Genomic DNA, 25507 nt, shown 5'->3' with positions numbered 1-25507 from the left:
AAAGTTGGAGCTCAATTGATGTCGCGTTCAGTTCTGTGCGTCGCATTGTCGTTCTTTGCGAGCATGAAGGCATTACGGCGGACCAGCTAAGCAAATTCCCTCGATTGTTTCCGAAGGTCATCGGATTATTCCCGAGCAAACATCACAAGAAGCGTGTCCTTGTCCTTCTCGACCGACTTTTTAGAGCGCGAGAAGAGATTGGATTTGTTATATTCGATGAGATAGCGCTTCGTTACTTTTCGCGACATATCAGTGAGTCCGCAGATGACGAGCACGTCCAAACCGCCTACATACCACCTCGAATATGGGTTTACCAAGTTCAGCGACTAAGACTATTTCTCGATGATTTTATCGCACATAAGCGAAAAATAGAGGCCTGCTTTGAATTTTGCGTAAAGGCCTACGAACACAACTTCGGTTCGCTTGAGAATGCAGTCTCAATGGTCAGTCCATCAGATACATACCTTCCTTTTACGAAGCAGAAAAAAGGAGCAGGAAAGTGGACTAAGCGAGAAAGCTATGGTCGCTTCGAAACAACCGCAGAGAACTATGGCATCGCTCCGCTCCTTAAGCGATGGGTAGGTTCGGGGGATAACGAGGACATTGACGTAAGGTCTCTGTCGACATATTTTACGTTGGTTCAAAACGTGGGTCTTGCGTACGTTTTGAACTTTACGTTTCAACGGCTTGAAGAGGCGGCCGGATTGAGGTCGGATTGCTTGCTGTGGGAGGAGAACTCGGTCTTGGGGCGATATTTGATTGTTCGAGGTGAGACCACCAAGACCGACCCCGATAGCGACGCGTGGTGGCCGACAAGTCCCCACGTCGAGGTGGCGATAGAGGCGATTTCGACGGTCGCCAGAATGCGTGTGCGATGCGCTGAAGCAAACCCAGCTGCCTCATGTAGTGACGACGACAAAGCTAACCCATACCTATTCCACGGTTCTTTTGAGCCTTGGTCAACCTCAAGGCGCAACAAACCGTACGCTGTGCGACCGGTTCCTCAATCCTATCAAAGTGTTATCAAAGGATGTCCAGCCTTGTTTGACGACGAAGAGCTGAGGATTACAGAAGAGGATATGAGAATAGCAAAAATGTTTACTCCAAACTTGGAAAAAATGGGGAAATTCACCATTGGTGAAAAATGGCCATTAGCTTGGCACTGTCTCCGCAGGACCGGAGCAGTCAATATGTTCGCGAGTGGACTACTTAGCAACACTTCCATCCAGGTGATTCTGAAACATCTCACTGTGCTTCAAACTCAATACTACGGCGCTAACTACAGCCGCATGCGCCTCAATGGCGAATATGAACAGCTGACTATTGCTGCCCGTTATGAGGTGGTTGCAAAGCAGATTCAAGCTCTAACCAGCGACCGATATGTCTCACCTTTAGGCATGCAGCGAAAGCAAGAGATTGTAGAGCTCGTCAAAGTCAACGAATTCCGCGCTCTTGTAAAGGCTGCTCGCAAGGGAGAAGTGACGTTTCGTGCAACTCGACTTGGAGGGTGCGCAAAGAGAGGCGACTGTGAGTACGGAGGGATTGAATCTGTGTCACCGTGTGCAGGAGGCGATGGAAGGAAGCCTTGCAGGGAGGCATTGTTTGATAGTGAGAAGCGGGAATCTGTGAAGCGTCAGCTTGCCGCCCTCGAACGTGAAATTGAACAAGCTAAGCCGGGCAGTCCAAGAGTACGGAAGCTCGAAATCGAAGCGAACGGCCTGAGGAACTTTCTAAATGTCATCGACGAGTGAAACCGCAGAAGAACGATTCCGTCAAGCCTTTGAACGTCTGAGAGACGGTCATCCTCGGCTGCTTCCGCGCGGCACCGTCGTTAGTCAGAACAATGTGGCTAGGGAGGCTGGTGCTGACCCTTCGGCTCTGAAAAAGAGTCGCTATCCGGTTTTGGTTCGCGAAATTCAGACGTGGGTGGAGATTCATGACCAACTTCGGGAGGTAAAGGCGGAACGCCAACGTCGACGGCGCGAGCGAGAAACCCTTGAAAGCAAAGTCAAGCGGCTCACGATGGAGCGAGATAGTGCGCAATCAAAGCTGGAGAATGCACATCGCGCGGTGCTCGAACTCTTGCAAGAGAATGCGCTGTTGCGAGTCCAAGTTGACGAGTTGCAGCCTCCGCCGACGCCCTTGAGAAGGTAATGCGGTGCATCGCTGTAAGTAGTGTGGGTGTAGCCATTGCAAGCGCAGCGGAGATTGATTCAAACCCAGCGTCGCATCCCGAATCGCGTGACGAGCGCGATTCGCATCGCCTCGAAATCATCAGCACCTAGCCCAATCATGGACATGGACACGACAAAGGACGCCTTTGGTGAGCCATAGGTATGGACATGCTTGCGGGCCAATAAAGTGCTACGAATTCAATGGGTTACGCGATGTCCATGCCGACCTAACTCTGGGGTGCTGCGTTGGCACCGACGGATTCTTTGCTTTGCTCGCAGAACCTGCGGCCAGCAGGCGTCAATTCGACCGGGTAGGTGCCTCGGTCTACCAATTCGACGCCAACCCAATCTTCCAGCGACTTTACGCGTCGAGAAAGTGCTGATTGCGTAACAAATCGGAGCTCTGAGGCCCGGGAGAAGCTGTGCGTCTGTTCGATCGCCAAAAGATCTTCGATCCACTTCAGTTGCATTTGGCACCTCTTTGCCGCTGAGGGTCACACGTACCCAAGTGGGCAGCCGAACGCCCACGTAAACCCCATGTATGGACCGAAAACGCAAGAAATAAGCGAATCCTGATCATCAAAGTACAGCATAAAGTGCGCTATGTGGCGCTCCAAGCAAAACTATTCTGGTATGGAATAGTTTCAATTTACATCCTCATAAAGTGGATTCCATTGCGCTCCTAGAATCCGGTTGGCAAACAAGGCGCACTGATGAGGAATGCGATGGCTATTCAACAAGATTTCAAGGGAACGCGGCGCGAGCATGACTTGCTTGGCTACCGCGAGGTGCCGGCAGACGCGTACTACGGCATTCATACGCTGAGGGCACTGGAGAACTTCCCGATCACTGGCGACCCAATCTCGCGTCCAAGGACCAGGATCACATTAAGATGGTCGTGGAGCAGAATCCGCAAATCCCGGATCGCACGGCAAATCTGCTGCGCCACGAAGCGGACCCGACAGTTGCACTCTACGCAACCTGCAAACGTCTGGAATCTGAGGGGGCAAACGCCATTGCGATCCCCTGCAATACCGCCCATGCGTATGTTGAGCGGATTCAGCCGCATCTCTCGATTCCGATCGTCAACATGCTGACGGAAACCATCGGACACATCGTCGGCAAGTATGGAAAGGGAACGAAAGTTGGACTTCTTGCGACGTCGGGCACGGTGGAGAGTCGGGTATATCACGATGCTGCCGCAGGGCAGCTAGAACTGATCACACCGTCGCCCGACTTCCAGGCGATGGTGATGGAGGCAATCTATGGCCCGACAGGCGTGAAGGCTGGCTACACGCAGGGGCACTGTGCAGCGTCGCTTCGGGCAGCCATCGAGCACCTCCAAAATAAGGGTGCGCAAGTCCAGATCCTCGGCTGCACCGAACTCCCGCTCGTTTTCTCGCAGACCGACAGCTTCCCGGTCGGAAGCGCGAGCGTCGCACTAGTGGACCCAACTGATGTCCTTGCAAAACGGTGCGTCCAGCTAGCGTCCTCCGCCCAGGCGTAGTCACCTACACAATGCTCTCCTCGAGGCGGCCTCACGCCTCGGCCCACGCACGACAGTTCATTGATGCCTTTTTTGCGCTTCACTCGTTTTCTTGCCGCCTCGGCATTTGCTTTCGGCGCCCTCCCCCTCCCCGCAACGGCCGCGCAGGCTCCACAGATTGCAGCACGCTCTTACATTTTGCTCGACAGCGGCTCGCATCGCGTCATGCTCGAGAAGAATGCTGACGAGCGTCTACAGCCCGCGTCGCTAACTAAAATGATGACAGCCTACGTCGTGCTTGACGCCCTGAAGGCGAGCACGATCAAGTGGGAACAGTTGGTGCGTGTGGAGGCCAGCGACCTTGCTCATGTGGGCGGCGACGAGGCAACCATGCGCCTCCAGGCCGGCCAGATCATCAGCATTCAGGACCTACTGACGGGTCTCATTGTTGTCTCAGCAAACGATGCGGCAATGGTCCTGGCCCGTACGGTCGCCGGGTCGGAGGACGCATTTCTAGGGAAAATGAACGATTACGCCAATCGTCTAGGGCTGAGTGCCAGTCACTTCGCCACCCCTTCCGGCATTACCACGCCAAACCACTACTCGACTGCCCGAGACATTGCCCACCTGTCGGTGCGCTTGACGGAGGATTTTCCGGTCTACCTGGCCTTCTCCGCTCAGCGGGATTTCAGCTATGGCAGCTTCACCAGACACAACAAGAATCGGCTGCTGGACGATCCAACTATCGATGGCCTGAAGACGGGCCATACTGCCAAGGCAGGCTATTGCCTGGCGGTCACGGCAAAGCGCTCGGTGGCCAAGGGCAAAGCGATGCGACGTGTTTTCGCTGTGGTTCTCGGCGCACCCTCCAACGATGGGCGCTTCGTCGCGGGCAGGCAACTGATCGATTACGGCTTTCATTGAGCCCGCTGCGGCTCTGAGCCGCTCGTCGCTGGGGATGGTCAACGGCAAGCAGCGGTATAGCCCTCTGACTGCATGTTGTGCCGGCGTATGGGGGCGCGCAATGCGAAGCACGAGAACTCCAGGTCGCCGTTGACGGGAGTTTGTGTAATTCCTGGCACGTTAAGACTCTCCCTCACTAGCGGGTTGACGATGCTCACCCCTGCGCTTGGCGAGCGTGATGCGAACCGGTGCCGGGGCAAACGCAGTCTCATGCCGGATGCGCTAACTCCCCTTTGCCCTGCGCCCGCGCGACGTCGGCTTCGCCGGCACACTTCTCCCATACTCATTCCACCACGCTGTCAGCGCCTCCATCGTGGCCCCCAAGCCGCGCGCCTTTGCCGTGATCTCGTACTCGACGCGCGGCGGCACCTCAGCAAACACCGTGCGCGATATTAGGCCATCCGCCTCCAATTCACGAAGCTGTGCCGTCAACATGTGCTGAGTGATCCCCGGTATGGCCTTGCGCAGTTCCCCAAAGCGATAGATCCGCTGGTTGAGCAGCCACATGATTTCCAGCTTCCACTTTCCCGACAGTAGCGCAAATGCCCGGCGCATTTCCTCGTGCATGTTGATCTCATCGCCGCCATTAGTCTTCTTTTCCATACTAACCACCAGTTTTTCATCCTACTTGCTGACTTTTAGCTTAGACGACATTCTGTTGCGTGTCGATGCAATCCCCCAGCTTTAGGAAACCTCATGACTCAAAGTTACGTGTACTGGATCAGCACGGCGCTGCTCTCCTTGCTCTATCTCGCTTCCGCGACGATGTATTTAGCCAAACGGGCTTGGGTTGTCCAGGCACTTACAGACCTTGGCTATCCCGGCTATCTCGTACCGTTTCTCACTGCGGTAAAGCTCCTGGGCGTGGCCGCCATTTTGGCGCGCGTCAGCGCGCCGCTAAGCGACCTGGCCTACGCCGGCATGTTTTATCACCTGCTGCTGTCTGGTTTGGCTCACCTTGGCGTCCGTGAACTGAGAGGTGCGCTGCCTGCGGTAGTCGGCGTTGTGCTGCTCGTTTCGTCGTTCGCAACACAGAACATCGCTCGCGAGACCCCGTCCCCCTACGCTCCATTTGCGGAGCGCCAAACATCCCTCAACTAACGGAGATCAACCATGGCTCGACTCAACGGAAAAGTCGCGATCATCACTGGTGCCAGCCGCGGCATCGCAAAACTGTTTGCCGCAGAAGGCGCCAAAGTGGCCGTTCTTTCGCGCACCCTGGCCAATGTGGATGCGGTCGTTGCCGACATTCGCGCTGATGGCGGAACGGCAATCGGCGCGCTTTGCGACATCGCCAATGCCGGCGAGATTAAGGCAGCGGTGGATAAAGTCGTCGCTACCTATGGCGGGATCGACATCCTCGTCAACAATGCCTTCGACTCATCCGCGCCGTTCTCTTCCATTACCGATCTGTCGACGGAACAGTTGCAGCGCAATTTCGAGATGGGACCGATTGCGTATCTGCGGACGATGCAGGCGGCGTACCCCTACCTCAAGGCGAGCGGTGAAGGACGTGTCATCAACTTCGGCTCAATGGCTGGTGTCCTGGGCTTGGTGGGATATGGTCCGTACAACATGGCCAAAGAGGCAGTGCGCGCTCTCACCCGCACCGCTGCCCGTGAGTGGGGCCCCGACAAGATCACGGTGAATAATGTACTGCCGGTGGCCGAGACATGGGGTCCGGAAACCAACGTCCCTCCGCCGACCAACCCGCTCGGCCGCTATGGTTCGCCGGAAGACGATATTGCGCCTGTCGTCCTGTTCTTGGCGAGTAAGGATGCCCAGTTTTTGACCGGATACAGCCTTACCCCCGACGGCGGCTCGATCATCGACAGCGCTCGATAGCTCGGAGCAACTGTCCGTGGTTCGAACACGTATGCAATGCTATCAAATTTGATCGGGCCACTAGCACCTGAGGCTGTGAAGCGGCAATTGAGAGAGAGATGAAAGTTACCCTTTTCGGAGCGACCGGGAAAACCGGGCCATCCCTTGTAAACGAGGGCCTGCAGCGCGGCTTCGAACTCACCGTCTTTGCACGTTCCAGCAGTAAGTTTGAGAACGCCAATGTGCAGATTGTCCGAGGCGAGTTTACCGATATTGACTTGTTGCGAGACGCAATCCGTGGATCAGATGCGGTGCTTTCGGCGCTGGGCCCTGCCAGGCAGCCACACCCGAAAGGTATGCCAATCACTACGGCGACCCGGGCAATCATCTCAGCGATGGAACGCGAGCAGGTGAAGCGGTTCATCGCGGTCTCGACCGGGACAGCCGCTGATCCTGGCGATGATTTCGACCTCAAGATCTGGCTGCCTGCCGCAATCATCAAGTTCGCGATGCCAAGTGCTTACGAAGATATGATCGGACTTGCAAGAGCGATCCGTATCTCGTCGCTTGATTGGACAATGGTTCGAGCGGCTGTATTGAAGAATCGCCACGCCGCGGAGCAACTCAACGTCGGCTTGTATGGTCACGCCAAGCATTCGCTGACGGTCGCCCGTGAAGACTTGGCCAAATTCATGTTTGATCAAATTGCGAACCACGATTTCGTTCGCCGGGCTCCCGGAATCAGCACCCGACAATGACTTCGGGGAGGAGACCGCTAAGCGCTTAACTGCCCGGCCCAGTGTTCATGAACGCTGATTTTCCGTCCTGCTTACAAAGCGGTAAAACACATCGATTTCCGGGACTGTTGGGAGTTGCACCGCCTTTCAGTCACGAACTGGACTCTCGGCGCATGAATGATGAGCGACCAAGAGTGTCGTACGGGACGGCGGCATTTGACGTCGGTGAAGGGCGCCTCCTACGGCCGTTCTCGTCAGTCCACAGCGCTGCCTCGAACTCTAATGGATGGCCTCGGCACGCAGCAGCTTCCACGTGCCAATTTGGTGGTCGAATACGGCCCCATCGGGAGCCACCGCAGATCGCACATCCCAAAATTGATACCGGTCTGCCTTCCCGCCGATGGCGATAGTTTGTCCGCGGGCAATGCTCGCGCCCTTCACCAACAAATGCCGGGTAATGATTCCGACAACATTCGCACAGTTTGGGATTTCGGCCGGGGCACTGACTTCCTTCATCCCAAAATTATGCATACCGCAACTATAGGCACCGCTGCCGGCCCCATCGACCGTCACGACAAACGCCCGAAGAATCCCATCGACGCCCTCGCTCGCGAAGTCCAGCCATTTTTGCGGCGTATGGGCAATGCCGACGTGCTCGACGAGCACACCCAGCGCCCCAGCTTGAACCACAGCGCTTGCCGCAGCCATCAGATGCATCATCCGATGCAAACTGCCCCCCGCGCCCTTGATAATGACGCACGACGCGTGCTGCCTCACTGCACGCATCTCGCTGGTGTCGTGCCAGTGCAGACCAAAACACCAAAAATCCAGCACGGTATTCCTACGACGTCCTTTCCGAAACTCGATGAGGACGCTCTCCCCCGTGTGCAAATCCGTGAGCATGCCGTCAACAAGACGATACTTTGGCGCTTGAGAACTTAGCGCGGATAGAAATTCGGCACGGGAGACCCACGCGCCCGGAAGGGAAAGAACAACGAGAGAGTTTTGCATCGGACGGCTACATGAAAGTTGTCGAAGCGGCGGCGGAGCGATGCTCGTCACATACCAACTTCGATTTGATCTAATCGACAAAGCAAGGCGTCGGTTAGCCAGGACAGGAAAGCGCACCATCCGCCGTGTGAGAGACCCTGGCCGTCAGGCGTATCGATCAGCCACCCCGACGACTGGCCCGGCGCGCAATCGAGTTGCCACCGTAGCCATCGACGGAGAGGCACCGTGAACTCCGACGGCACGTCGTCAAGGCGGATGTATTCTTCGGGTTCAGATTTGATGGTTTGCAGTCCGCCCGGCAACCAATTCGCCAATGCGCAGTGTCGTTGCGCTGGTGTCGACGTTCGTTCCTCCCTCGGAGGATCTTCGTAACCTACGGTCACCGCCGTCACGCAATCTTCGCAACTGAGCGCACCATCATTCTTTGCGCGTTGGATGTTGCGCAGAATCTCCTGCGTGCGAAGAAACTGGCGCTCGGAAATCTCCCGGGTCGCCCGGAGCCGGCGATTCGCCCGGTACAACGTTTCCAGCGGGTAGCGTTGGGCGAGTTGGACCACATCAAACAGGGTCGGACGCGCGAGGATGATAGGGATTTCCGCCGGGGTGCCGCGCAGTTTGGGGTTGGACCATAGGTGTGCACCCGCGCGAAACGCCAGGTCTCGGAATACAAATTTTTCAGCCATGGTACCCCTCCCAGCAACTCGAAACCGTCTTAGATCGACTCGCGCGATAGCACGGTGCCCTGCGGCACGTCCTCCGAACGATGCATCGTGCGCTTAACCGGTGCCACGACGCTAAGCGCCATGCCGACCAATTGCATTGGGCGAACGAGGTCCCGTTCCACATTGTCTAGCGATGCGATGGTCCGGAACGTTGTGCGCGGCCCCGGGCCCCGCGCATCGAACTCGTCCATGACGATTCGGTAGGCACCGGTCACCAGCGAATCGCCCGCGATGTTCTCGATCTCAAGCTGCCCAAGTGTTCGGCGGCAGTCTTCCTGTCCGTCTGGAATGAGTTCCACGGTCACGCGTAGCATGGTGTTCACTTCCCGCTGAGCGTGCTTGCGGCCATCCCCTGCAGTCGCTGGGTCAGGTCGCACCGTGTCGACGCGCTCGCAAGCCCCAGCGCCCCATCCGTCTCGACCAAGTGGTCGCGCAGCGCGACGGGCCAGCCCTCGCTGTCGTCGTCGATGGCCAGCCAATGTTCGGCCCGCAGCCCAGATCGCGCAACGTATCGCGCGATCTGGGCATACCGCGTGAGTTCGCTGAACCAGCTCGCGTCGATGCGGTGCGCACCCTCATGGTGTCGCGCCATGGCCGAATGCCAAGTAGCGCCGATCACGCGCGCCTGCAACGCAGCGGGCAGATAGGCTTGGGTTCGGCTGAAGCTCTTGAGCACGCGCACCCACGACGTGGAGAGAACAATCTGGACCTGGGGATAGGGGGCGAGAGCTTCCACGAGAATCGGCGCCCACATGAACAGCGAGCCTGCCGCACGCAATTGAGGCCGGCCATTGACCAGATAGGCCGCATCGGGGTGCAGAACACCGTCGTAGTCCAGAAACAAAATCATCGTGCATCGTGTCGTTGCGCTGACGCAGGGCAATGCGTAGCCGCTCGTGCCTGCCGCCCCAGATCCGCCGTTCGGCGGCAGGCCCTCTCGGTGCTATGCGCGCGGGGCGGCGATCGGTGTGCGCAGCAGTGTGACGCCGCGCGAAGCCCTTGGTTAAGGGCCGCTGCAAAGGCGGCATTGTGTCTCAACGACTACAGAATGAGAAGACCTTGACGCAAGAATATGTTCGGAAAGCCTTGTCTTTCATGGAAACGGCGAGCTTATATAGCAGGAAAATATTGTGACTCAACGACCACTGACAGATAAGGGAACGGTCCGCAATATGGACGCATGTCCCGTGTCCATCAGCCCTCCGCTCGTGAATTGCTCGCCCTGAATATTCGGCGACTGCGCGCGGCCTATGCATGGACGCAGGAAGATCTGGCCTGGCAAGCGGACATGGACCGTTCGTTTCTGGCACACGTCGAAAGGGCGGCCCGCAATTTGTCGATCGACGTCATTGAACGGCTGGCGCTCGCCCTGGAAGTCCCGGTCGCGGAACTGTTTCGCGTGCCAGACGTGACGCCCCCGCGCAAGCGCGCCCCGCGTCATTGAGCCAGGGGCGTTTGGCGCAGATTCCTCAGTCGATCTGAAAGAATTCCGGCTGCTGTCCGGCGTTGATGGCCCGCTGAAACCAGTCGGGACGCTCCCCTCGCCCATCCCAGGTTTGCCCCTCGGCATTTTGCGGTAGCGTGGCCGTGCCGCTGTGGGCGCGAAACAGCCGGCCGCCAATAAATCGGCCAGTGTCAGGCCCGATTGCGCCATCTTGATACGCACCCAGCGAATGGCGTCGGCGCGGGCAATCTCATGGGGCGCGTGCATGGGCGGTGGCTCGAAGCGGTTAGGCGGCGGCCTTGCGCCGTGCCCCGGATCGCACCTTGGCGCCGTCGCGCCAATTGCCCAGCAACTCGCGCGACAGGTCCCGTTCAGTCTCGGCACGCTCGGCCCGCCGGGTCATTTCTGCCAAGGCCTCCTGGGCGGCACCCAGTTGTTGCTGTCCGCTCTCCTGCGCGTCCTGCAGCGCCGCGCAACGTACCTGCGCCGCCTGCGCCTGGGCTTGCCAACTACCCAGCGCTTCGGCCGCGGCCACCGCTTCCTGCCGCTGCATGTCGCGCAAGCGATCCACCTCCACCCGCGCCGCATCGAGTCCCCGGTCACTCTGGCGCCGCGCCGTGCGTTCCTGGTCCAATTCCAGTTGGGCACGCCGCACGGCAGCGTCCCCGCGCGCCTCCATCGCTTCGAGTTGCTCGCGCATGCGCTCCAGCTCCGCCAGGAAATCACTGCGCGCGGCGCCCGCCTGCTCGCGCGCCGCCAGCAGTTCGCTCTGCAAGGCCTCCCGGTGCGTCGATGCGGCTGCTTCGGCGCCGCGCGCCTGCGCCACCTGCTCCTGCAACTGGCGGCATTCAGCCCGCAACGCCTCGCGCTCGCGCTCGAGCGCGGTGAGCGCGGCTTGAGCGTCGGCGAAAGCCATCTGCGCGGCATCCCGCTCGGCCGCGACGACTTGCTCCTGCGCCTCTATGTCTTGGCGCGTCGCGGCGAGTTCGGCCAAGACGGCTTCGCCGGCGGCGCGCCAGATGGTCTGGACGGCGTCGGCAGCCACCTGCTTCAGGCTGTCGGGGAGATCGGGATGGTCAATCGTGACCCGCGAACGGGCGCGCAGGTCTTGCCAGAACTGCTGCAGCGCCTGGGCCGGCGTGCCCATGCTGCCCTTGCGCACCAGTTGATAGAGCTTGTTGGTGGTGGGCGTGATGCCGTAGCGAAAGAACAGCAGCCCGCACACCTCGCGGTAGAGCGTGCGCGTGTCGGCGTGAAGGTGCCGCAACTGCTCGACCTCGGCTTCGAGGCGAAGGGGATCTACAGCGTCTGGCGTCATGGTCGAGCACCTTTTTGGACATTCAGAGTTAAATATTACTACGTAATACGTAGTGGATAACAAGATTCGTGTAAAAGTTTAGACATAAGTACGCTTATGTCTATAATATTGGCTCGAATCGCCTCCCCACGCTGCCCCTGTCGGTATGCATAAATTTGTGCCCTCTTTTTGCAGAATTTTGTTCCCGACCCCCATGGGCACGCCTGGCTGGCGCGCTGGAGCGCACGCACCGGCGGCAGGCGCGGCGTGACTCGGCTAGCTTGCGTGGCACGCCTGACGGCGAACGTCATCGCTTTGCGCAGCTGAATCCCGTCCATCGGATCGCCCCGCGCCGTCGGCGGGGTGAAGGCTGACGACGGACCGATGCGTTGGGGGAAGGTACAAAATTGCTTCAAGTGTCGGCTGGGGGAACAATTTCTTGCAGCGTTTCTCGACGCAATATTGTTACCATCGCCCTGCAATCGGCTTGCTGGCGTGCGACCAGCGGGAACAAATTTGTGCAAACCGACGCTTAGGCCGATACACCATGGAACTGCTCCCGATTAAACCTTTGGATGGCCTGGCCGCCCCGCTTCCCACCCCGCTGGAGCGCCTGCGCCTGACCCCGGCGCTGTCCGGCGCGGCCGGCAGCAACCGCGCGCCCGCCAGCGCCACGCGGATCGCCGCGGCCGACGACCTGGCCGCCGTCACCGCCTGGCTCGCGCGCTATGCCGACAGCACCGCGACGCTCACCACTTATCGCCGCGAGGTGGAGCGGCTGATCCTGTGGACCGTGCTCCAGGTGGGCAAGCCCTTGTCCTCGCTGACGCACGAAGACCTGCTCGCCTACGAGCGCTTCCTCGCCGATCCGCAACCCGCCGCGCGCTGGGTGCTGGCCGGCAGCAAGAAGCTTGCACGCGGCCACCCCGACTGGCGCCCGTTTGCCGGGCCGCTGTCGCCGTCCAGCGTGCGCCACGCGATGGTGATCCTGAACGCGCTGTTCGCCTGGCTGACCGAGGCGGGCTACCTGGCCGGCAACCCGCTTGCCCTCGCCCGCCGCCGGCGCGCCCCCACCCGAGCGCGCATCACCCGCTATCTGAGCCACGACCTGTGGGAAACGGTCAAAGACACCGTCGCGGCCATGCCGACCGAGACCGCGCGGGAACGCCGGCACGCCGCGCGCTGCCGGTGGGTGCTGACCGTGCTCTATCTGGGCGGCCTGCGCGCCTCCGAGCTGACGGCGACCCCCATGGGCGCGTTCTTCTGCCGGCGCGATGGCCAGGGCATCGAGCGCTGGTGGCTCGAGGTGACCGGCAAAGGCAACAAGACCCGGCTGGTGCCGGCGACCGACGAACTGATTGCCGAACTCGCGCGCTACCGTCGCGCCCACGACCTGCCGCCTACCCCGCAGTTCGGGGAGACGCGGCCACTGGTGCTGCCGGTGATTGGCAGAGAGGGTGGCGAGAAACCCCTGTCACGCGGCGCGCTGCACCTGATCCTGAAAGAGGTGTTTGGCATGGCCGCGGAGCGCCTGCGGGCGCGCGGGCCCGAGTGGGGGGCGCAGGCCGCGGTGCTGGCCAGCGCCTCGGCCCACTGGCTGCGCCACACCGCCGGCTCGCATATGACCGACCAGCAGGTCGACCTGCGTTATGTGCGCGACAACTTTGGGCACAGCTCGCTGTCGACGACGAGCGGCTATCTGCACAGCGAAGAGGATGCGCGGCACGAGGCCACGCAGGAGCGGCACCGCATCGGATGGATCAGGAAAGCATAAGGCGCGTCAGCACACCAAGCGAAGTGCATTTCCGCACCGATCTGGGATCGCATCAGAGATTGATGCCCAGCCTGATCGCAGGCCTCTACTACTCTTCCAGCCAGGCGTGCTGTCGCCTGGCCGCGTCCTCGCCGATCTTGGCCGTATGGGCCGCTGCCTGTTCAAGCCAAGGCGCATGCGCCCTGGGAACGACCAGCATCGCCAAACCCAGTCCGTCCAACGCACGCAGGGCGTGCTCGAGATTGACGCCCTTGCCGTTCTCGAGCTTGGACAGCATGCCGACCGAGACCCCGCAATGTCTTGCCGCCTGGTCAATGGGCATCCTTTTCCCTGCCCGCGTTGCTCGAATGCGGTCGCCCAGTTGGTGAATGGTGCGAATCGTCGCACGCGACGGTGGCTTCGGATCAGGTAGTGGTCGTGGCATGGAGGTCGTTCTTGCAAAAGGAACACCAGCGTGGAGAGCGGTTTTCTGTGTTGTTTCACTATCGTGAAATTATACTCTCACAATGGCGGCCGGATGCCGGCAAAGATCTGCGCCTGCTAATAAGCACTTCGCAGAGGGTGGCAATTGCAGACACGGCATCGAAAGACCCCAGAAGAGACCGAACACTACGGTCCTGGACGCAACCTCCGTAGTCTCTACTGGGGCCAGGCCCCAACACCTTGACTGCTCTCGGGAGAGCTAGCGTTCTCTTCGCTGCGTCGGACCCGTCGCGATGAAAGGATGCTTAGAAAGCGGTGAAGCCCGTCAACGCGGATATCTCGCGCGTTGTCCGCAAGACCGGTATCAGGACAGGTGGAGGTTGATCGGTGCGAGTTTAACTTGATAGGACTGGGTGAACGATGACCTCATGTCCACGCGTCGCGGGCGCTCAAAGTGAGCGCTCATCTCATGGAAGAGCGCGCATCATGTTTGTTGAGGAAGCACAACAGCGCTAGGCCGGTGAATGCCGCTGCTGCTTCGATTCCAAGCAACATTCGAACGAGATCATTTGGCCACCCGTCAGCGGAAATGCTGACCAGCCGCCCGAGCACCAGGCCGCTGGTGAACACGACGTTGATCCACATCGAGGGCTTTCGCCACGCCTTCGAGAGTAGACCCAGGGCCAGCAACAGACTGATACCGAGATGCATGCCACCGTAGTTGGCACGGATCTCATTGAAGGCATTCACCGAATGGGGTTGCATATCGAGGCCCGCCATTGCCGTAGCGGGGTCGTGAAACGTATGCAAGCCAATTAGCAGGAAAGCCAGTGCCGAAACGGCCAGGTATATTTGAGAGAGGCGATGCATGAGTTGGCTCTCAGGTAGCGGACGTTGACGGAGTGGGTGTCGACTCACTGCCGGTCGGCTCGTTCCTGTCCACCGTCCATGTGTGGATGGGTTCATGACCACGGCGCACCCATTCCGGCGGCCGCCACAGGTGTTGCAGTCGCTGCCACACGGGCCCCGGTGACATCACGTCACGCCACATGTCGACAAACTCGTGGAGATTCAGCACCAGGATATTGTAGGACTTAATCTGTTGGGTGATGCCGTATTGCACCGTCTCCCGTTCTTCTTCGAAAGTGCCAAACATGCGATCGAAAATGATCAACATGCCACCGTAGTTCTTGTCGATATATTGGTCGTTTCGGCCATGATGGGCACGGTGATGGGACGGTGTATTGAAGATGTACTCAATCCAGCCAGGAAGGCGGCGGATCAGTTCGGTATGAATGAAATACTGATAGGACAGATTCACGGCCAGGATGAGTGCGACTGCGGCCGGCGGCACACCGAGGAGCACGGGAGGAAGGAAAAAGATGAAACTCCCAGCGACCACATTGAGCATCGATTGTCGTGCCGCCGTAGTGAAGTTCATGTTCTCGCCGGTATGATGAACGACGTGCGCCGCCCAAAACCAGCGGATTCGATGGCTGGCGCGATGAAACCAGTAGTAGCAGAACTCGACCGACAGAATGATTGGGAGAATGGTCCAACCGTCCACCGGGATATCAAACAAACGTTTTGAATATACCCACGCATAGATGGATCCTGTCACAAGAGCCACTCCCAGGGGCTCCATGATCTGGTAAGTGGTGCCCAATGCGATGTTCGCCCACACCTCTTTCCAGTTCAGTGTCGATTCGGCTCTACGCCTTCGATTGATCAGGGTCTCGAGACTGAATGCAATGATGAAGAGAGGAACCATGCTGAGCATGAACGCCTGCTTCCAATCCACGGACTTCCCAAATATGGAATGCAGCCAGTTCATCATATCGGACGGCAATTTAGACTCCTGTTCGCTTGGCTTGCCGACAGTTTGATCAAACTGGTGACCCTCCGCATTGACAGTCCTCGACACTTTCTTGACACTTCGCGACATTGTTCATTGTCATCCCATGTCCGCGCCCACCGCTTACTACGCCAGCACCTACGTGAACCTGCTTTTCGACTACTTGCAGGACCAAGGGCTGGATGCCGTGCATGTGCTGGGGGAATCCAGCCCTAATTGCCAGGAAGTGCGACTCTACGCGCTCGATCACTGGCGGCGTTTGCTTGAGCGTGCCGCCGAGGTTTGCAATGATCCGCTCCTCGGATTGCACGTTGGCCAGCGCATTGCGCCTGCGCATCTCGGCGTGCTTGGATACGCACTTGGGGCTTGCCCTGACGTCGGGGCTGTCTTGCAACGCTGGCAACAGTACGACCGTGTGGTTGCAAACGTTACGCCGGCGGAGCTAAGAACCGAAGGTAAGTCCGTCGTGATGACGTGGCCCCGTTCGACGGAACCAACGGGGCCGCTCGTTGACGAAACGGCCTTGGCTGCGATGACCCGTTTCACGCGAGCCATGACAGATGGTGATGTGAGGCTGGAGGAGGTGTGCTTTGTTAACGCAACACCTCAAGACACCACCCCTTATCTTGCATACTTCGGCTGCCCGGTGAAGTTCGACCAACCGGAGACGAGTCTGCGCTTCCCCGTCGACCTTTTGCAGGCGCCTCTGCGTCAACCTGATGAAGCGCTACTGCGAATCATGGAGCTTCAGGTACAGGCTCTGCTGGGTGCCATGCCGAAGATGGATGACATGGAACATGCCATCAGGCAAGCGGTAGCCGGGCTCGCGCGTCAAGGCGAAGTGAGCCTTGAAACAGTGGCTTCCTCCATGCACATGACCCCCCGCACGTTGCAGCGGCGACTCGACAAACTGGGTCTGAAATTTCGCGAGCTACGTGACGACACGAGACGCCGGATTGCAGAGAATTACCTAAAAGATCCACGGCTTTCGCTCGCTGAGGTGGCCTGGATACTTGGGTACTCGGAGCACAGTGCATTTACTCGCGCATTCCGGAGATGGACATCGCAGAGCCCGCAAGCCTGGCGCCGCGAAATGGATGCGTGATCCGCTACGGGCAACAGCGCAGTCGCCCATGTGATTGCAGCGCTGAAGGTTTTAGGCTGGCCTCCTCGGCCCAAGTCCCAAGCTCTCGCACCGGGTTGCATGGCCTTCCATCGCCGCTACGGCGGAGTAAGCGACCCGCCCTGGCCCGTCGCCTCACGTGGCGGAGAAGCTGTTGAGCTTCTACCCGACTCATCTTTGAGACGACGGGAAAGCAGGTACTTCCATGCCGTCTACTTACTGCGAATCACCTCGGTGATTGGCTCGAAATAGCAACCATATTTGACATCGCCCACCGTGTCACTCATTTGCATCTCCGCTGTGTTGACGCGAGCCTGGATCCCATCTGTGACGACCTGCGGGTCAGCGGCCTCGCAGTTATAGAGTGCCAGGTACTGCCACGGATGAGGCCCCGCTTTTCGCTGCTGCTCCGTGCGACTGAAGCGCTGTGCGCTCACCACGCCCGGTACGCGCAACACGTCTGGAAGGTGCTGCTCGGTATACCAGCGATTGAACTCTTCTTCACGCCCCGGAACCGCGTTCGTGAGTACCAGATAGGTGAACTTGACCATTCTTATCTCCTTAAGGTTATTGAAGTACAGGGAATGTCCAGCGGCCGATGCCCTGTGACGCGCCCGTGATGGGTATGTGTTGACTGGCGAGTCCCTTGTTCACGTGGTCCTCTTTGCTGGAACCCGCGCTTTGGCATTCCGGCGGTTTCGGCGCTTGAGAGAAAGGGTGTGGCCCAACGCTTCCATCAAACGACGCAAGCCCGTAGACGTTCCCATTCGATGCTGGGAAATCTATGCTGCAACCTTTCGTCCCCGTGTAAGGGGACAACCGGGAAGAAGGCGACGGAGCAAGCTCGAAACGCCAGTGAACAGAGTTCTCCGAAAACTTCAACGAGCGGATGTGCGTGAATTTCGTATCAAGTCTGCGGCCTTCTCTGCCATGGCCATAATGGGAAGGTTCGTGTTCCCACTGATGATCGTTGGCATCACAGATCCATCAATTACTCTCAAGTTCTCAACCCCGCGCACTTTCAACTCCTCGTCAACAACAGCGTTGTCGTCGACTCCCATGCGACACGTGCCAACCGGGTGATAGATGGTTTCCGCATGCGAGCGTATCCATGCCTTACGGGCTGCACCGGTGGAGAAAGCATCGATGTCGAGCCTTCGTTTGATGTACTTCCGGAGCGCCGGCTGGTCGACAATCTCGCACGTGCGTTCCACGCCGCGCACCAAACTCTCCAGGTCAGACTCGTCTGAGAGGAAGCGAGGGTCGATTCGGGGAGAATCGGACGGATCTGAAGAACGCAGTCGCAGCACGCCTCTACTTTTTGGACGCAGCTGGCATACGCGGACTGCAAATCCGTGGGGAACTTTTTCGTTAGGCGGTGGATTGCGCAGCGCAATGATCAGATGGGCCTGCCACTCAGGCAGATCCGGATTTCTGTCGGAGTTGTAAAATGCTCCTGCCTCAACGCCTTGAGAGGAAGCCGGCCCGCCTCCTGAAAGAAGATAGCGAGCTCCTGCCATTCCGCCTCTTACCAGGCCGATATAGGGCGTGAGCGTATTGGGCTGCGACGCTTCTAAGCGAATCGCGCAATCAAGATGGTCCTGAAGGTTCTCACCGACGCCTTGCAGATCGACCACGGGAGCGATACCAATCGACTGCAGATGTTTGGCCGGTCCGATCCCCGAAAGCATCAGGAGTTGCGGTGAGGCAATGGCCCCTGCTGTCAGAATCACTTCGCGGTCCGCGCGAAGCTCCACCTCCTCCCATCCATCCTCAATCACTACGCCTTGCGCTCGCTTTCCGGCAAGGAGAATCCTGCGGACTTTACAGTTCGCCATCAATGTCAGATTGGATCGGTTACCTGCTCGATCCAGGTAACGATAAGCACCGGATCGCTTTCCCTCGGCAATCGTAAGCTCGTAGAATCCTGCGCCTACCTGCGACGCCCCATTGAATCCGTTGTTCTCCGGCATACCGGCCGATACTGCGCTCTCTATGAACGCAGTCGATATGGCGTTTTGCTGCGTGCCGTATGACAGGCGAATCGGACCCGCGTACCCGCGATCGTCATTCCTCGCCTTCGTTACCAGTGATGCATCCTCAATCTTTCGAAAGTACGGACGAAGGGATTCATAGTCCCAGCCCGACAGGCCCTGAGATGCCCAGTTGTCGTAATCGGATCGGTTCCCCCGGATAGCAATCATGGAATTGATCGAGGATGAACCGCCCACCACCTTGCCCCGGGGTATATAAATATTCCGATTGTCCAGTTGTGTCTGGGGCTCCGTCCAATAGCGCCAGTTGAATTTTTGGCTCTTATAGAGAACCCGGATCCCTGCCGGCATCTGAACAAAGATGGATGACGCGGGAGCGCCCGCCTCTATCAGCAGTACCTTGACGCTGGGATCTTCACTCAGCCGAGAAGCGAGAACACACCCTGCCGAGCCGGCGCCGATAACAATGTAGTCGTATGTAGCGGTTTTCATAATCAGGAGATCACTCAACGCGAGCCGATGCCTTGAGCGCCATGCGCACGCGGCGAATGTGCTCGTCCGACTGTCCGAGCTCATCAATCGGTACTCGTGACGTTTCAGGAGACGCCAAGATGGCAAAAATAGACAACACTGCGCCCCCCATCATGAAATAGGCGGGTGATGAAGGGTTTCCGGTCAGCTTCGTCAGAGAAGCGCTGATTAAAGGAGCGGTGCCGCCAAATAGCACCATGGCCACGTTGTAGCCTACCGACATGGCGCTGTAGCGTGTGCGTGTCGGAAACAACTCCGTCATCATGCAGAACGGCGCGCTGCCATACATCCCCATCAATACCCCGACGCTAGCCATCGTGGCAATTACCACCTCTGGTGTCGAGCCCACGACGATCCGGAACAAAGGAAGCGCAACGACGAGGTATGCCAATGCCGCCGTAAAGGCGACGGGTCGTCGACCCACGCGGTCGGATAGCGCTGCAGCGAATGGGATCACAATCACTGAACCCAGAAAGGCCAGGCCGGACGCCGCTAGAGCTTGCCCGCTACTCAACCGTCCAGTTGACACGAGATAAGACGGGAGATACGCCAGGATCAAGTAGTAAGGGATGCCGTGTGAGATCGCTACGCCAAGACATTTGACAATGCTTCGCCAGTCGTCACGAAGGGCTTCGCGCAATGGTGCTTGTGCCGCGCCCTCGCGTTCCAAGTGCAACCGGAATGCCGGTGTTTCCTCGATGCGCAGCCGCAGCCAGAACGCACCCAACCCAATCGGACCAGCGATCAGGAAGGGCAATCGCCAGGCCCATGCCTCAACTGCCGTCTGACCAAAAATGCTGGTGATCGCCAGAACAAGACCGGATCCGCTCAACGCACCAATTCCAGCCGACATACCGAAGAACCCGATCACAACGCCACGCCGGCGTGTCGGGGCGTACTCGGCAAGGAATGCGAGTGCTCCACCTGCTTCGCCTCCCGCGGAAAATCCCTGAATCATGCGTAGGGCTACCAGCAGCAAAGGAGCGGCGATGCCAATCGCCTCGTATCCCGGTAGGACACCGACCAACCCCGTCGAAACGCTGATCAAACCAACGACAATCGCGAGCGTATCGCGCCGTCCAAGCCGGTCTCCCAGCGATCCAAAAAACAGAGCGCCGAGTGGTCGGGTAACGAATGCGACGGAGAATGCCGCGAAAGCCGCTATCAGGCTAACGATCGGGTCGCTGCTTGGGAAGAACACCTTCGCCAGGGTGGCGGAAAGATAGCCATACAACGAGTAGTCAAACCACTCCAGCATGTTTCCCACGGCGGCACCGGAGATCGGCTTGAGAACATCCCGGACCCGCTGGGGGGTGGGGGTCGAACCTCTTCGGGGATGATGTTGCATTGATTTTGTCTCCACTTCTATAAGCAATGTTTGAAAAACCGAAGCGCGCTTACTCTTATTTGTGGTAAATATTAGGTAGCCTACCTATTACAATCAAATAGGCGTTTACCCTCCCATCAACGAAGTCAGGTGGCTGATTTTGAGCCGCAAATGACACTTTTACGCTTTATCTTGACAGACCATCGTGGCGACCTACGCTCTATGTAATCGATTGCATCGTGGAATGGGCTATGCGCCGATGCGAACGAGTGTTGAAAGACCTGCTTTTTTCTTGCGGTGCCCCCCCTAACTAAAGTCGATCACCCCGGAGGTAGCTATGTCACTGATGGCAGCGGTACGCGAGGCGTTCAATCAATGGGAGCGCTTTCGATTCATGTCGATGTTCGAGTACCTCAGTGCCGAGTTAGGGGAGAGCTGGAGCCTATTTATTTGATTTGTAGGCTGCCAAAGCGAGGTCGCTTCGGCTTTCTCGCTTGCCTTCTTGCACCGGCTTCACTGTCCCCCCGCGCCTCTTTAACAACGCGTCGTGAGGCTGCCCCCTTGGTCAGCGAGTGGTGGCGATCGCGCACTTCTAACCCCACGTCCATGCGGGTGTTTTTTCACGCCTATGCATAGGTAAGAACCGAAGCCCTGCGATCCCGACCTTACGGAAGGTCCCGGCGTCAAAGGTGGCCTCCAGCAGGTCCCAAGCGGGCCTCCGGCCGCGCCTCACTCGGTACCGACCTCTGTCGTCAGCCAGCCCGGCCGGACCGCATATCTACCCTGGGACGAGCTATAACAACCAGAAGGCAAACAGTCCTCGCGCATACCCAGTGGGTCACCGGCGGCATATCTTGACCACTGAAATCGGCGGTCGCCCGCCTTCAGGCCAACTGGGCTCCCCCAGTCTAGCCACGCCCTCCTCTCCCACCCCTGGTCCCGCTCGAGATTTGTGACGCGAGGTCAATCCTCTGCACCGATTAGGGTAAACCCCTTTTGCATATAGTAGGTAGGCTACCTAATATGTACTCACAATTTCCCATCGGAGACATATTCATGACCGCCCCCCAAACCCCCACGCAGTCGACTGGCTGCCCGTTTCACGCGGCCTCACCTGCGCAGTCCACGTGTCCGATGCACGCTGGCGGGGACAGCGGCATCCCCGACTTTCCGCCCGAACGGGTCGATCCTTTGTCGCCGCCGCCGGTGTACTTCCAGATGCAGCAAGGAAGCGGCTTGGGGCAAGCTAGGCTCTGGGACGGAAAGATCGCCTGGCTGATTACGCGCTATGACGACGTCCGCTCGGTCCTGTCTGACCCTCGCTTTAGTTCTGACATTACGAATCCCGGCTATCCCACTGTCAGTGCTGCAATGAAAGTTGCCCGGGGTAGTAACCGGACCTTCATCACCATGGATGCACCCAAGCATGCAGAGCATCGGCGCATGCTGACAGGTGAATTCTCGATCCGCAAAATCGAGGCCCTTCGCCCGCGGATTCAGGCGATCGTAGACAAGCTGCTGGACGACTTCGCAACAAAGCCTCAACCCTCCGACCTGGTTAGCGCCTTTACGTTGGCTACGCCGGCATTGGCGATCTCAGAGTTGCTTGGCGTTCCGTACGAAGACCATGACTTCTTTCAGGAACTGGCGATGGTCCTGACGTCGAGTAGTGCGACGCTTGAGGAGGCCATCGCCGCAAATCATGAGTTGTGCGAGGTGTACCTGAAGGGCCTGGTGGCGAAGAGATCGGAGAACCCCGGGGAAGATATCCTCAGCCGCCTCATCGTCAATCACGTACGAAAGGGCGATATCACCGAAACGGACGTTGTTTCCCTTGCAAGGCTCTTGCTGATTGCCGGCCACGAGACCACGGCGAATACGACCGCAATGGGAGTGCTTTTCCTCCTGCAACGACCGGATATCTGGAATGAGCTTCGACAAGACACAAGCCTCGTTCCAAATGCGGTGGAAGAAATTCTGCGCTATCTGGATGTCACACATTCAGGAAAGCGTCGTGTCGCGACCGAGGACATTGTCGTGAACGGACAAATGATCCAGGCGGGCGACCCCGTTGTAGTGCTGAGTGTCTCGGCCAATCGCGACAGCTCGAAATTTGAAGATCCGAATGTGTTCGACCTTCGCCGAGATTCAAGGACGCAGGTCTCGTTCGGATACGGCCCGCATCAGTGCATCGGTCAACCCCTCGCACGGCTCGAAATGCAGATCATGTTCACCGCCTTGCTGGAGCGGTTTCCGAACCTCGAGCTTGCTGTTCCCGTGGAAAGCCTTGAGTTCAAGGGCGATTCACTCATGTATGGCGTCAAGGAACTCCCTGTTCGCTGGTAATCCCGACTTAAATGAGAAGCATCATGAAAATCACAATCTACCCCGAAAAGTGCTGCGGTTCTGGTCAATGTGTCGTCAACGCGCCGGATCTGTTCGACCAAAAGGACAATGGCATCGTCATTCTCTTGAACGCAGAGCCGTCGGCTGACCAATTCGAATCAGCACGCCTGGCGGCTGGCATCTGCCCAGCGCTCGCCATCGAGATTCACGAGGATCAGTGATGAACTCCCCCGAGCACATCGTCGTTGTCGGCGCCTCGGCCGCCGGCATCACGGCAGCACGAGCGCTGCGCGCACAGGGCTGGGGAGGGCGGCTCACGCTGATTGGAAAGGAAGGCGGCATGCCCTATGACCGCCCTCCTCTTTCAAAGCGGCTGATGGCAGGAGAATGTCCGGTAGAGGCGCTCAACCTTGTGTCCGAAGACGGCATGAAGGCGCTGAACCTGCACTACCTGGACGGGACATCGGCCACCGGCCTCGATACGGACGCCAGTTCACTGCAACTCAGCAACGGCTCCACACTTCAATATGATCGCTTGCTGATCGCCACGGGCGCGGACGCTCGAGTGATTCCCAACCTCAGCCAGGCGGCGAACTGCTACAGCCTGCGCAACTTAAACGACGCGCTGGCGATTCGGGAACATCTGACTGCCGGAAAGCGGGCACTAGTAGTCGGCGCGGGCTTCATCGGCACAGAGTTAGCGGCGATTGCAAAGACCAGCGGCTGTGAGGTGACCGTCATCGACAAGTCGAAAGTTCCTCTCGGGGCGCGAGTCGGGGATATCGTTGGGAAGCGGATCGAAAAACTCCATGAAGCCAACGGCGTGGTTTTCCACAACGACTGCGAACTCAGGGAGGTGAAATGGCGTGACCGCACCATTACCGAAGTCCGCTTGGACACTGGGGTTGTGATTGCTTGCGACGTAATTGTTGTGGCTATCGGCGCAGTTCCCAGCGTGCAGTGGTGCAGCGGATTAAACATCCGCAGCGGCGTAGTCTGCAATGAATACTGTGAAGCAGCCCCGAACGTATATGCCGCCGGCGATGCTGCAGAGTGGTTTCACAAAGGCTACGGCGAGCACATGCGTATTGAACACCGGACGAATGCAAGCGAACAGGCGATGGCCGCGGCAAAGAACATGCTCGGCTCTCGCGTTGAATACGCTCCGCTGCCGTTCTTCTGGTCGGATCAGTACCAGGTCCAAATCCACAGCTACGGACGCATCGGCCCTCAATACACCGTTGAAGTTGTCGAAGGGGATCAACTGAAAGACGACTCCTGCATCTTTCGCTACTACCAGGGAGACGTTTTGATGGGCGTTCTTAGTTGGAACGCCAGTAGAAAAGCGCGTGAGCACATCAAGCTGTTGAAGGAGGAGTGGACGAAGAGCCACGCTCCAGCTGCGGTAGCAGGTTAAGGCTGTATTTCATAATAAAAGAGGAGACAACATGACAAAACCCGCTTCGGCTATCCGCAGAGCAGTCCTACTCTGCTCCCTGGCCCTGCCCTCCATCCTGTACGCCCAGCAATCTGGCCCGTTGCCGGTCCGGCTCTTTGTTGGCTACGGACCGGGCGGTGGCACCGACGTAGTTGCACGCGCAGTTGGCGAAGAGCTGGCAAAAATCTGGAATCGGCCCGTAATCGTCGAAAATCGGCCAGGCGCAAACGGGGCGATCGCCAGCAAGGCTGTCGCGCGAGCTGAACCGGACGGTTCGATCCTTCTGGTCATGCCCCCGTCCACGTTGATCATCGACGCAAACTTGCGCCCCACTGTTGCTGTCGATCCCACCAAGGAACTCACCCTTGTGAGCGGGCTAGCCGCAACCCCACTCGTTGTGGTGACCCCGGCTTCCGCGCCATACAACAACCTCGCTGACCTCATTAAGGCAGCTCGTGCGGCCAACGGGAAGTTCACGTACGGATGGGCCAACTTGGGCATGCGTGTCGGTATGGAGGAGTTCGCGCAAAAGACCGGGGTAAAGATGACCCCAGTCGGCTACAAGAGTGCTGGGCAAAGTGTCCCCGCTATCGTTTCAGGCGAGATCGATATGCTCATGATCGATATGGCACCGATCGCGCAACTCGTTAAGGCTGGAAAAGTGAAGGCCTTTGCCGTGTCGACGCCAGAACGCTCGCCTATGCTGCCAAACGTCCCTACATTCAAGGAAGCGGGGATTGACGTCCAGCTTACGGGAACCATCGCCCTGTATGCGCCTGCCAAGATGCCCCAGAACGCAATCAAAAAAATGCAGAGCGATGTCGCTACGATTTTGAAGAACGGCGAGCTTCGCACGCGGATGCAAGGCACTGGAATGGAAGTCATTACGCAGTCCCCGGAGGATTTCGAGGGCTACCTTAAGCAGCGCAAGAAGAGCATTGATGCAGTAATTAAGGTCGGTGATTTTAAGCTCGAATAGATCGACCTCCGTCACAAGCACAGAATTTCGTAGCTAACCTCTTAGTCATTGGAGTACAC

Annotated in this window: 27 protein-coding genes and 1 pseudogene; 14 read left to right on the top strand and 14 right to left on the bottom strand. The window is 58.3% G+C overall.

The features are described 5' to 3' along the window. Positions 1-104 precede the first annotated feature (104 nt). Complete coding sequence (locus EHF44_RS14105) at positions 105-1751, top strand: hypothetical protein (RefSeq protein ID WP_124684265.1); 1647 nt, start codon at positions 105-107, stop codon at positions 1749-1751. Then, the gene (locus EHF44_RS14100; RefSeq protein WP_082055149.1) at positions 1735-2154 is read left to right on the top strand and encodes a hypothetical protein; all 420 of its coding nucleotides are present in this window, start codon (positions 1735-1737) and stop codon (positions 2152-2154) included. The genes EHF44_RS14105 and EHF44_RS14100 overlap by 17 nt, the downstream gene beginning before the upstream one ends. Positions 2155-2401: 247 nt before the next feature. On the opposite strand, the gene EHF44_RS14095 is transcribed toward EHF44_RS14100, so the two are convergent. Beyond that, entirely contained in the window at positions 2402-2644 is a 243-nt protein-coding gene (locus tag EHF44_RS14095) for a LysR family transcriptional regulator (protein ID WP_124684264.1), read from the bottom strand. Positions 2645-3054: 410 nt separating this feature from the next. Between EHF44_RS14095 and EHF44_RS14090 the strand changes: the two are divergent. Then, a pseudogene (locus EHF44_RS14090) lies at positions 3055-3681 on the top strand (aspartate/glutamate racemase family protein); the annotation flags it as partial. A gap of 63 nt (positions 3682-3744) precedes the next feature. After that, complete coding sequence (locus EHF44_RS14085; protein WP_052495066.1) at positions 3745-4584, top strand: D-alanyl-D-alanine carboxypeptidase family protein; 840 nt, start codon at positions 3745-3747, stop codon at positions 4582-4584. 261 nt (positions 4585-4845) lie between these two features. Here the strand turns inward: EHF44_RS14085 and EHF44_RS14080 are convergent, their stop codons facing one another. Further along, on the bottom strand, positions 4846-5226 hold the full coding sequence (locus EHF44_RS14080) for a winged helix-turn-helix transcriptional regulator (RefSeq protein ID WP_043355288.1): 381 nt from the start codon (positions 5224-5226) through the stop codon (positions 4846-4848). A 93-nt stretch (positions 5227-5319) separates the two neighbouring features. Here EHF44_RS14080 and EHF44_RS14075 point away from each other — a divergent pair, with 93 nt between their 5' ends. From EHF44_RS14075 to EHF44_RS14065, 3 genes are all read left to right on the top strand, one after another. After that, on the top strand, positions 5320-5724 hold the full coding sequence (locus tag EHF44_RS14075) for a DoxX family protein (RefSeq protein WP_043355290.1): 405 nt from the start codon (positions 5320-5322) through the stop codon (positions 5722-5724). Between the two features lie 12 nt (positions 5725-5736). Next, a complete protein-coding gene (locus EHF44_RS14070) occupies positions 5737-6468 on the top strand; it encodes an SDR family NAD(P)-dependent oxidoreductase (protein ID WP_043355291.1) in 732 nt (243 codons plus the stop codon). Positions 6469-6566: 98 nt separating this feature from the next. Beyond that, positions 6567-7205, top strand: a complete 639-nt coding sequence (locus tag EHF44_RS14065) for an NAD(P)-dependent oxidoreductase (protein ID WP_043355292.1) — start codon at positions 6567-6569, stop codon at positions 7203-7205. 258 nt (positions 7206-7463) lie between these two features. On the opposite strand, the gene EHF44_RS14060 is transcribed toward EHF44_RS14065, so the two are convergent. The 4 genes from EHF44_RS14060 to EHF44_RS14045 are packed head-to-tail and all read right to left on the bottom strand — an operon-like array spanning position 7464 to position 9767. Beyond that, a complete protein-coding gene (locus EHF44_RS14060; protein WP_066735637.1) occupies positions 7464-8195 on the bottom strand; it encodes a hypothetical protein in 732 nt (243 codons plus the stop codon). 47 nt (positions 8196-8242) lie between these two features. Next, positions 8243-8878 carry a hypothetical protein gene (locus EHF44_RS14055; RefSeq protein WP_043355296.1) on the bottom strand — a complete coding sequence of 212 codons (636 nt, stop codon included), beginning with the start codon at positions 8876-8878 and terminating at the stop codon, positions 8243-8245. Positions 8879-8907: 29 nt separating this feature from the next. Beyond that, positions 8908-9231, bottom strand: coding sequence for a hypothetical protein (locus EHF44_RS14050; protein WP_066735635.1), 324 nt, complete (start codon positions 9229-9231; stop codon positions 8908-8910). A 5-nt stretch (positions 9232-9236) separates the two neighbouring features. Beyond that, positions 9237-9767, bottom strand: a complete 531-nt coding sequence (locus EHF44_RS14045) for an HAD domain-containing protein (protein WP_043355300.1) — start codon at positions 9765-9767, stop codon at positions 9237-9239. Between the two features lie 330 nt (positions 9768-10097). Between EHF44_RS14045 and EHF44_RS14040 the strand changes: the two genes are divergently transcribed. Next, positions 10098-10361, top strand: coding sequence for a helix-turn-helix domain-containing protein (locus tag EHF44_RS14040; RefSeq protein ID WP_043355301.1), 264 nt, complete (start codon positions 10098-10100; stop codon positions 10359-10361). 25 nt (positions 10362-10386) lie between these two features. Here the strand turns inward: EHF44_RS14040 and EHF44_RS29020 are convergent, their stop codons facing one another. Beyond that, positions 10387-10527, bottom strand: a complete 141-nt coding sequence (locus tag EHF44_RS29020) for an H-NS family nucleoid-associated regulatory protein (protein WP_370459387.1) — start codon at positions 10525-10527, stop codon at positions 10387-10389. Between the two features lie 120 nt (positions 10528-10647). Further along, entirely contained in the window at positions 10648-11679 is a 1032-nt protein-coding gene (locus tag EHF44_RS14030) for a DNA-binding protein (protein ID WP_043358190.1), read from the bottom strand. Between the two features lie 526 nt (positions 11680-12205). On the opposite strand from EHF44_RS14030, the gene EHF44_RS14025 reads away from it, so the two are divergent. Then, positions 12206-13432: a tyrosine-type recombinase/integrase gene (locus EHF44_RS14025; RefSeq protein WP_043355303.1), complete on the top strand. Its 1227-nt coding sequence runs from the start codon at positions 12206-12208 to the stop codon at positions 13430-13432. An 88-nt stretch (positions 13433-13520) separates the two neighbouring features. Here the strand turns inward: EHF44_RS14025 and EHF44_RS14020 are convergent, their stop codons facing one another. The 3 genes from EHF44_RS14020 to EHF44_RS14010 all read right to left on the bottom strand — a co-directional run bounded on the left by EHF44_RS14020 (position 13521) and on the right by EHF44_RS14010 (position 15800). Beyond that, positions 13521-13754, bottom strand: a complete 234-nt coding sequence (locus tag EHF44_RS14020) for a helix-turn-helix domain-containing protein (protein WP_231108948.1) — start codon at positions 13752-13754, stop codon at positions 13521-13523. A gap of 563 nt (positions 13755-14317) precedes the next feature. Further along, positions 14318-14725 (bottom strand): DUF4345 domain-containing protein, encoded by a 408-nt coding sequence (locus EHF44_RS14015; protein WP_043355321.1) that lies wholly within the window; start codon positions 14723-14725, stop codon positions 14318-14320. Between the two features lie 10 nt (positions 14726-14735). Further along, entirely contained in the window at positions 14736-15800 is a 1065-nt protein-coding gene (locus EHF44_RS14010; RefSeq protein ID WP_306418434.1) for a sterol desaturase family protein, read from the bottom strand. A gap of 16 nt (positions 15801-15816) precedes the next feature. Here EHF44_RS14010 and EHF44_RS14005 point away from each other — a divergent pair, with 16 nt between their 5' ends. Continuing rightward, positions 15817-16815, top strand: coding sequence for an AraC family transcriptional regulator (locus tag EHF44_RS14005; protein WP_043355323.1), 999 nt, complete (start codon positions 15817-15819; stop codon positions 16813-16815). Between the two features lie 230 nt (positions 16816-17045). Here EHF44_RS14005 and EHF44_RS14000 read toward each other — a convergent pair whose 3' ends face one another. The 3 genes from EHF44_RS14000 to EHF44_RS13990 all read right to left on the bottom strand — a co-directional run bounded on the left by EHF44_RS14000 (position 17046) and on the right by EHF44_RS13990 (position 20706). Then, positions 17046-17384, bottom strand: coding sequence for a DUF4286 family protein (locus tag EHF44_RS14000; protein ID WP_052495067.1), 339 nt, complete (start codon positions 17382-17384; stop codon positions 17046-17048). 327 nt (positions 17385-17711) lie between these two features. Next, positions 17712-19337 (bottom strand): GMC family oxidoreductase, encoded by a 1626-nt coding sequence (locus tag EHF44_RS13995; protein WP_196765235.1) that lies wholly within the window; start codon positions 19335-19337, stop codon positions 17712-17714. After that, positions 19330-20706: an MFS transporter gene (locus EHF44_RS13990; protein ID WP_063778466.1), complete on the bottom strand. Its 1377-nt coding sequence runs from the start codon at positions 20704-20706 to the stop codon at positions 19330-19332. The genes EHF44_RS13995 and EHF44_RS13990 overlap by 8 nt, the downstream gene beginning before the upstream one ends. 1035 nt (positions 20707-21741) lie before the next feature. Between EHF44_RS13990 and EHF44_RS13985 the strand changes: the two genes are divergently transcribed. Genes EHF44_RS13985 through EHF44_RS13970 form a run of 4 tightly spaced genes read left to right on the top strand, consistent with a single transcriptional unit; the run spans position 21742 to position 25448 of the window. Then, entirely contained in the window at positions 21742-23031 is a 1290-nt protein-coding gene (locus EHF44_RS13985; RefSeq protein WP_196765234.1) for a cytochrome P450, read from the top strand. Positions 23032-23054: 23 nt separating this feature from the next. Then, complete coding sequence (locus EHF44_RS13980) at positions 23055-23252, top strand: ferredoxin (protein ID WP_043355325.1); 198 nt, start codon at positions 23055-23057, stop codon at positions 23250-23252. Further along, positions 23252-24448 (top strand): NAD(P)/FAD-dependent oxidoreductase, encoded by a 1197-nt coding sequence (locus EHF44_RS13975; protein ID WP_062794398.1) that lies wholly within the window; start codon positions 23252-23254, stop codon positions 24446-24448. The genes EHF44_RS13980 and EHF44_RS13975 overlap by 1 nt, the downstream gene beginning before the upstream one ends. Before the next feature lie 31 nt (positions 24449-24479). Beyond that, a complete protein-coding gene (locus EHF44_RS13970; RefSeq protein ID WP_043355327.1) occupies positions 24480-25448 on the top strand; it encodes a Bug family tripartite tricarboxylate transporter substrate binding protein in 969 nt (322 codons plus the stop codon). Positions 25449-25507 lie beyond the last annotated feature (59 nt).

The sequence above is a fragment of the Cupriavidus pauculus genome (genome assembly GCF_003854935.1).
Taxonomy (GTDB): Bacteria; Pseudomonadota; Gammaproteobacteria; order Burkholderiales; family Burkholderiaceae; genus Cupriavidus; species Cupriavidus pauculus_C.
Note: the sequence above shows the minus strand (reverse complement) of the source record. Positions and strands in the feature narration are given on the sequence as shown.

Coding starts and splice junctions, on each gene's coding strand:
- EHF44_RS14045 (WP_043355300.1), bottom strand. CDS start 9,767: ATGATTTTGTTTCTGGACTACGACGGTGTTCTGCACCCCGATGCGGCC.
- EHF44_RS13980 (WP_043355325.1), top strand. CDS start 23,055: ATGAAAATCACAATCTACCCCGAAAAGTGCTGCGGTTCTGGTCAATGT.
- EHF44_RS13990 (WP_063778466.1), bottom strand. CDS start 20,706: ATGCAACATCATCCCCGAAGAGGTTCGACCCCCACCCCCCAGCGGGTC.
- EHF44_RS14095 (WP_124684264.1), bottom strand. CDS start 2,644: ATGCAACTGAAGTGGATCGAAGATCTTTTGGCGATCGAACAGACGCAC.
- EHF44_RS14015 (WP_043355321.1), bottom strand. CDS start 14,725: ATGCATCGCCTCTCTCAAATATACCTGGCCGTTTCGGCACTGGCTTTC.
- EHF44_RS14040 (WP_043355301.1), top strand. CDS start 10,098: ATGTCCCGTGTCCATCAGCCCTCCGCTCGTGAATTGCTCGCCCTGAAT.
- EHF44_RS14100 (WP_082055149.1), top strand. CDS start 1,735: ATGTCATCGACGAGTGAAACCGCAGAAGAACGATTCCGTCAAGCCTTT.
- EHF44_RS14075 (WP_043355290.1), top strand. CDS start 5,320: ATGACTCAAAGTTACGTGTACTGGATCAGCACGGCGCTGCTCTCCTTG.
- EHF44_RS14065 (WP_043355292.1), top strand. CDS start 6,567: ATGAAAGTTACCCTTTTCGGAGCGACCGGGAAAACCGGGCCATCCCTT.
- EHF44_RS14010 (WP_306418434.1), bottom strand. CDS start 15,800: ATGTCGCGAAGTGTCAAGAAAGTGTCGAGGACTGTCAATGCGGAGGGT.
- EHF44_RS14080 (WP_043355288.1), bottom strand. CDS start 5,226: ATGGAAAAGAAGACTAATGGCGGCGATGAGATCAACATGCACGAGGAA.
- EHF44_RS14070 (WP_043355291.1), top strand. CDS start 5,737: ATGGCTCGACTCAACGGAAAAGTCGCGATCATCACTGGTGCCAGCCGC.
- EHF44_RS14085 (WP_052495066.1), top strand. CDS start 3,745: ATGCCTTTTTTGCGCTTCACTCGTTTTCTTGCCGCCTCGGCATTTGCT.
- EHF44_RS14000 (WP_052495067.1), bottom strand. CDS start 17,384: ATGGTCAAGTTCACCTATCTGGTACTCACGAACGCGGTTCCGGGGCGT.
- EHF44_RS13985 (WP_196765234.1), top strand. CDS start 21,742: ATGACCGCCCCCCAAACCCCCACGCAGTCGACTGGCTGCCCGTTTCAC.
- EHF44_RS13970 (WP_043355327.1), top strand. CDS start 24,480: ATGACAAAACCCGCTTCGGCTATCCGCAGAGCAGTCCTACTCTGCTCC.
- EHF44_RS14055 (WP_043355296.1), bottom strand. CDS start 8,878: ATGGCTGAAAAATTTGTATTCCGAGACCTGGCGTTTCGCGCGGGTGCA.
- EHF44_RS14050 (WP_066735635.1), bottom strand. CDS start 9,231: ATGCTACGCGTGACCGTGGAACTCATTCCAGACGGACAGGAAGACTGC.
- EHF44_RS14030 (WP_043358190.1), bottom strand. CDS start 11,679: ATGACGCCAGACGCTGTAGATCCCCTTCGCCTCGAAGCCGAGGTCGAG.
- EHF44_RS14005 (WP_043355323.1), top strand. CDS start 15,817: ATGTCCGCGCCCACCGCTTACTACGCCAGCACCTACGTGAACCTGCTT.
- EHF44_RS14025 (WP_043355303.1), top strand. CDS start 12,206: ATGGAACTGCTCCCGATTAAACCTTTGGATGGCCTGGCCGCCCCGCTT.
- EHF44_RS13975 (WP_062794398.1), top strand. CDS start 23,252: ATGAACTCCCCCGAGCACATCGTCGTTGTCGGCGCCTCGGCCGCCGGC.
- EHF44_RS14020 (WP_231108948.1), bottom strand. CDS start 13,754: ATGCCCATTGACCAGGCGGCAAGACATTGCGGGGTCTCGGTCGGCATG.
- EHF44_RS14060 (WP_066735637.1), bottom strand. CDS start 8,195: ATGCAAAACTCTCTCGTTGTTCTTTCCCTTCCGGGCGCGTGGGTCTCC.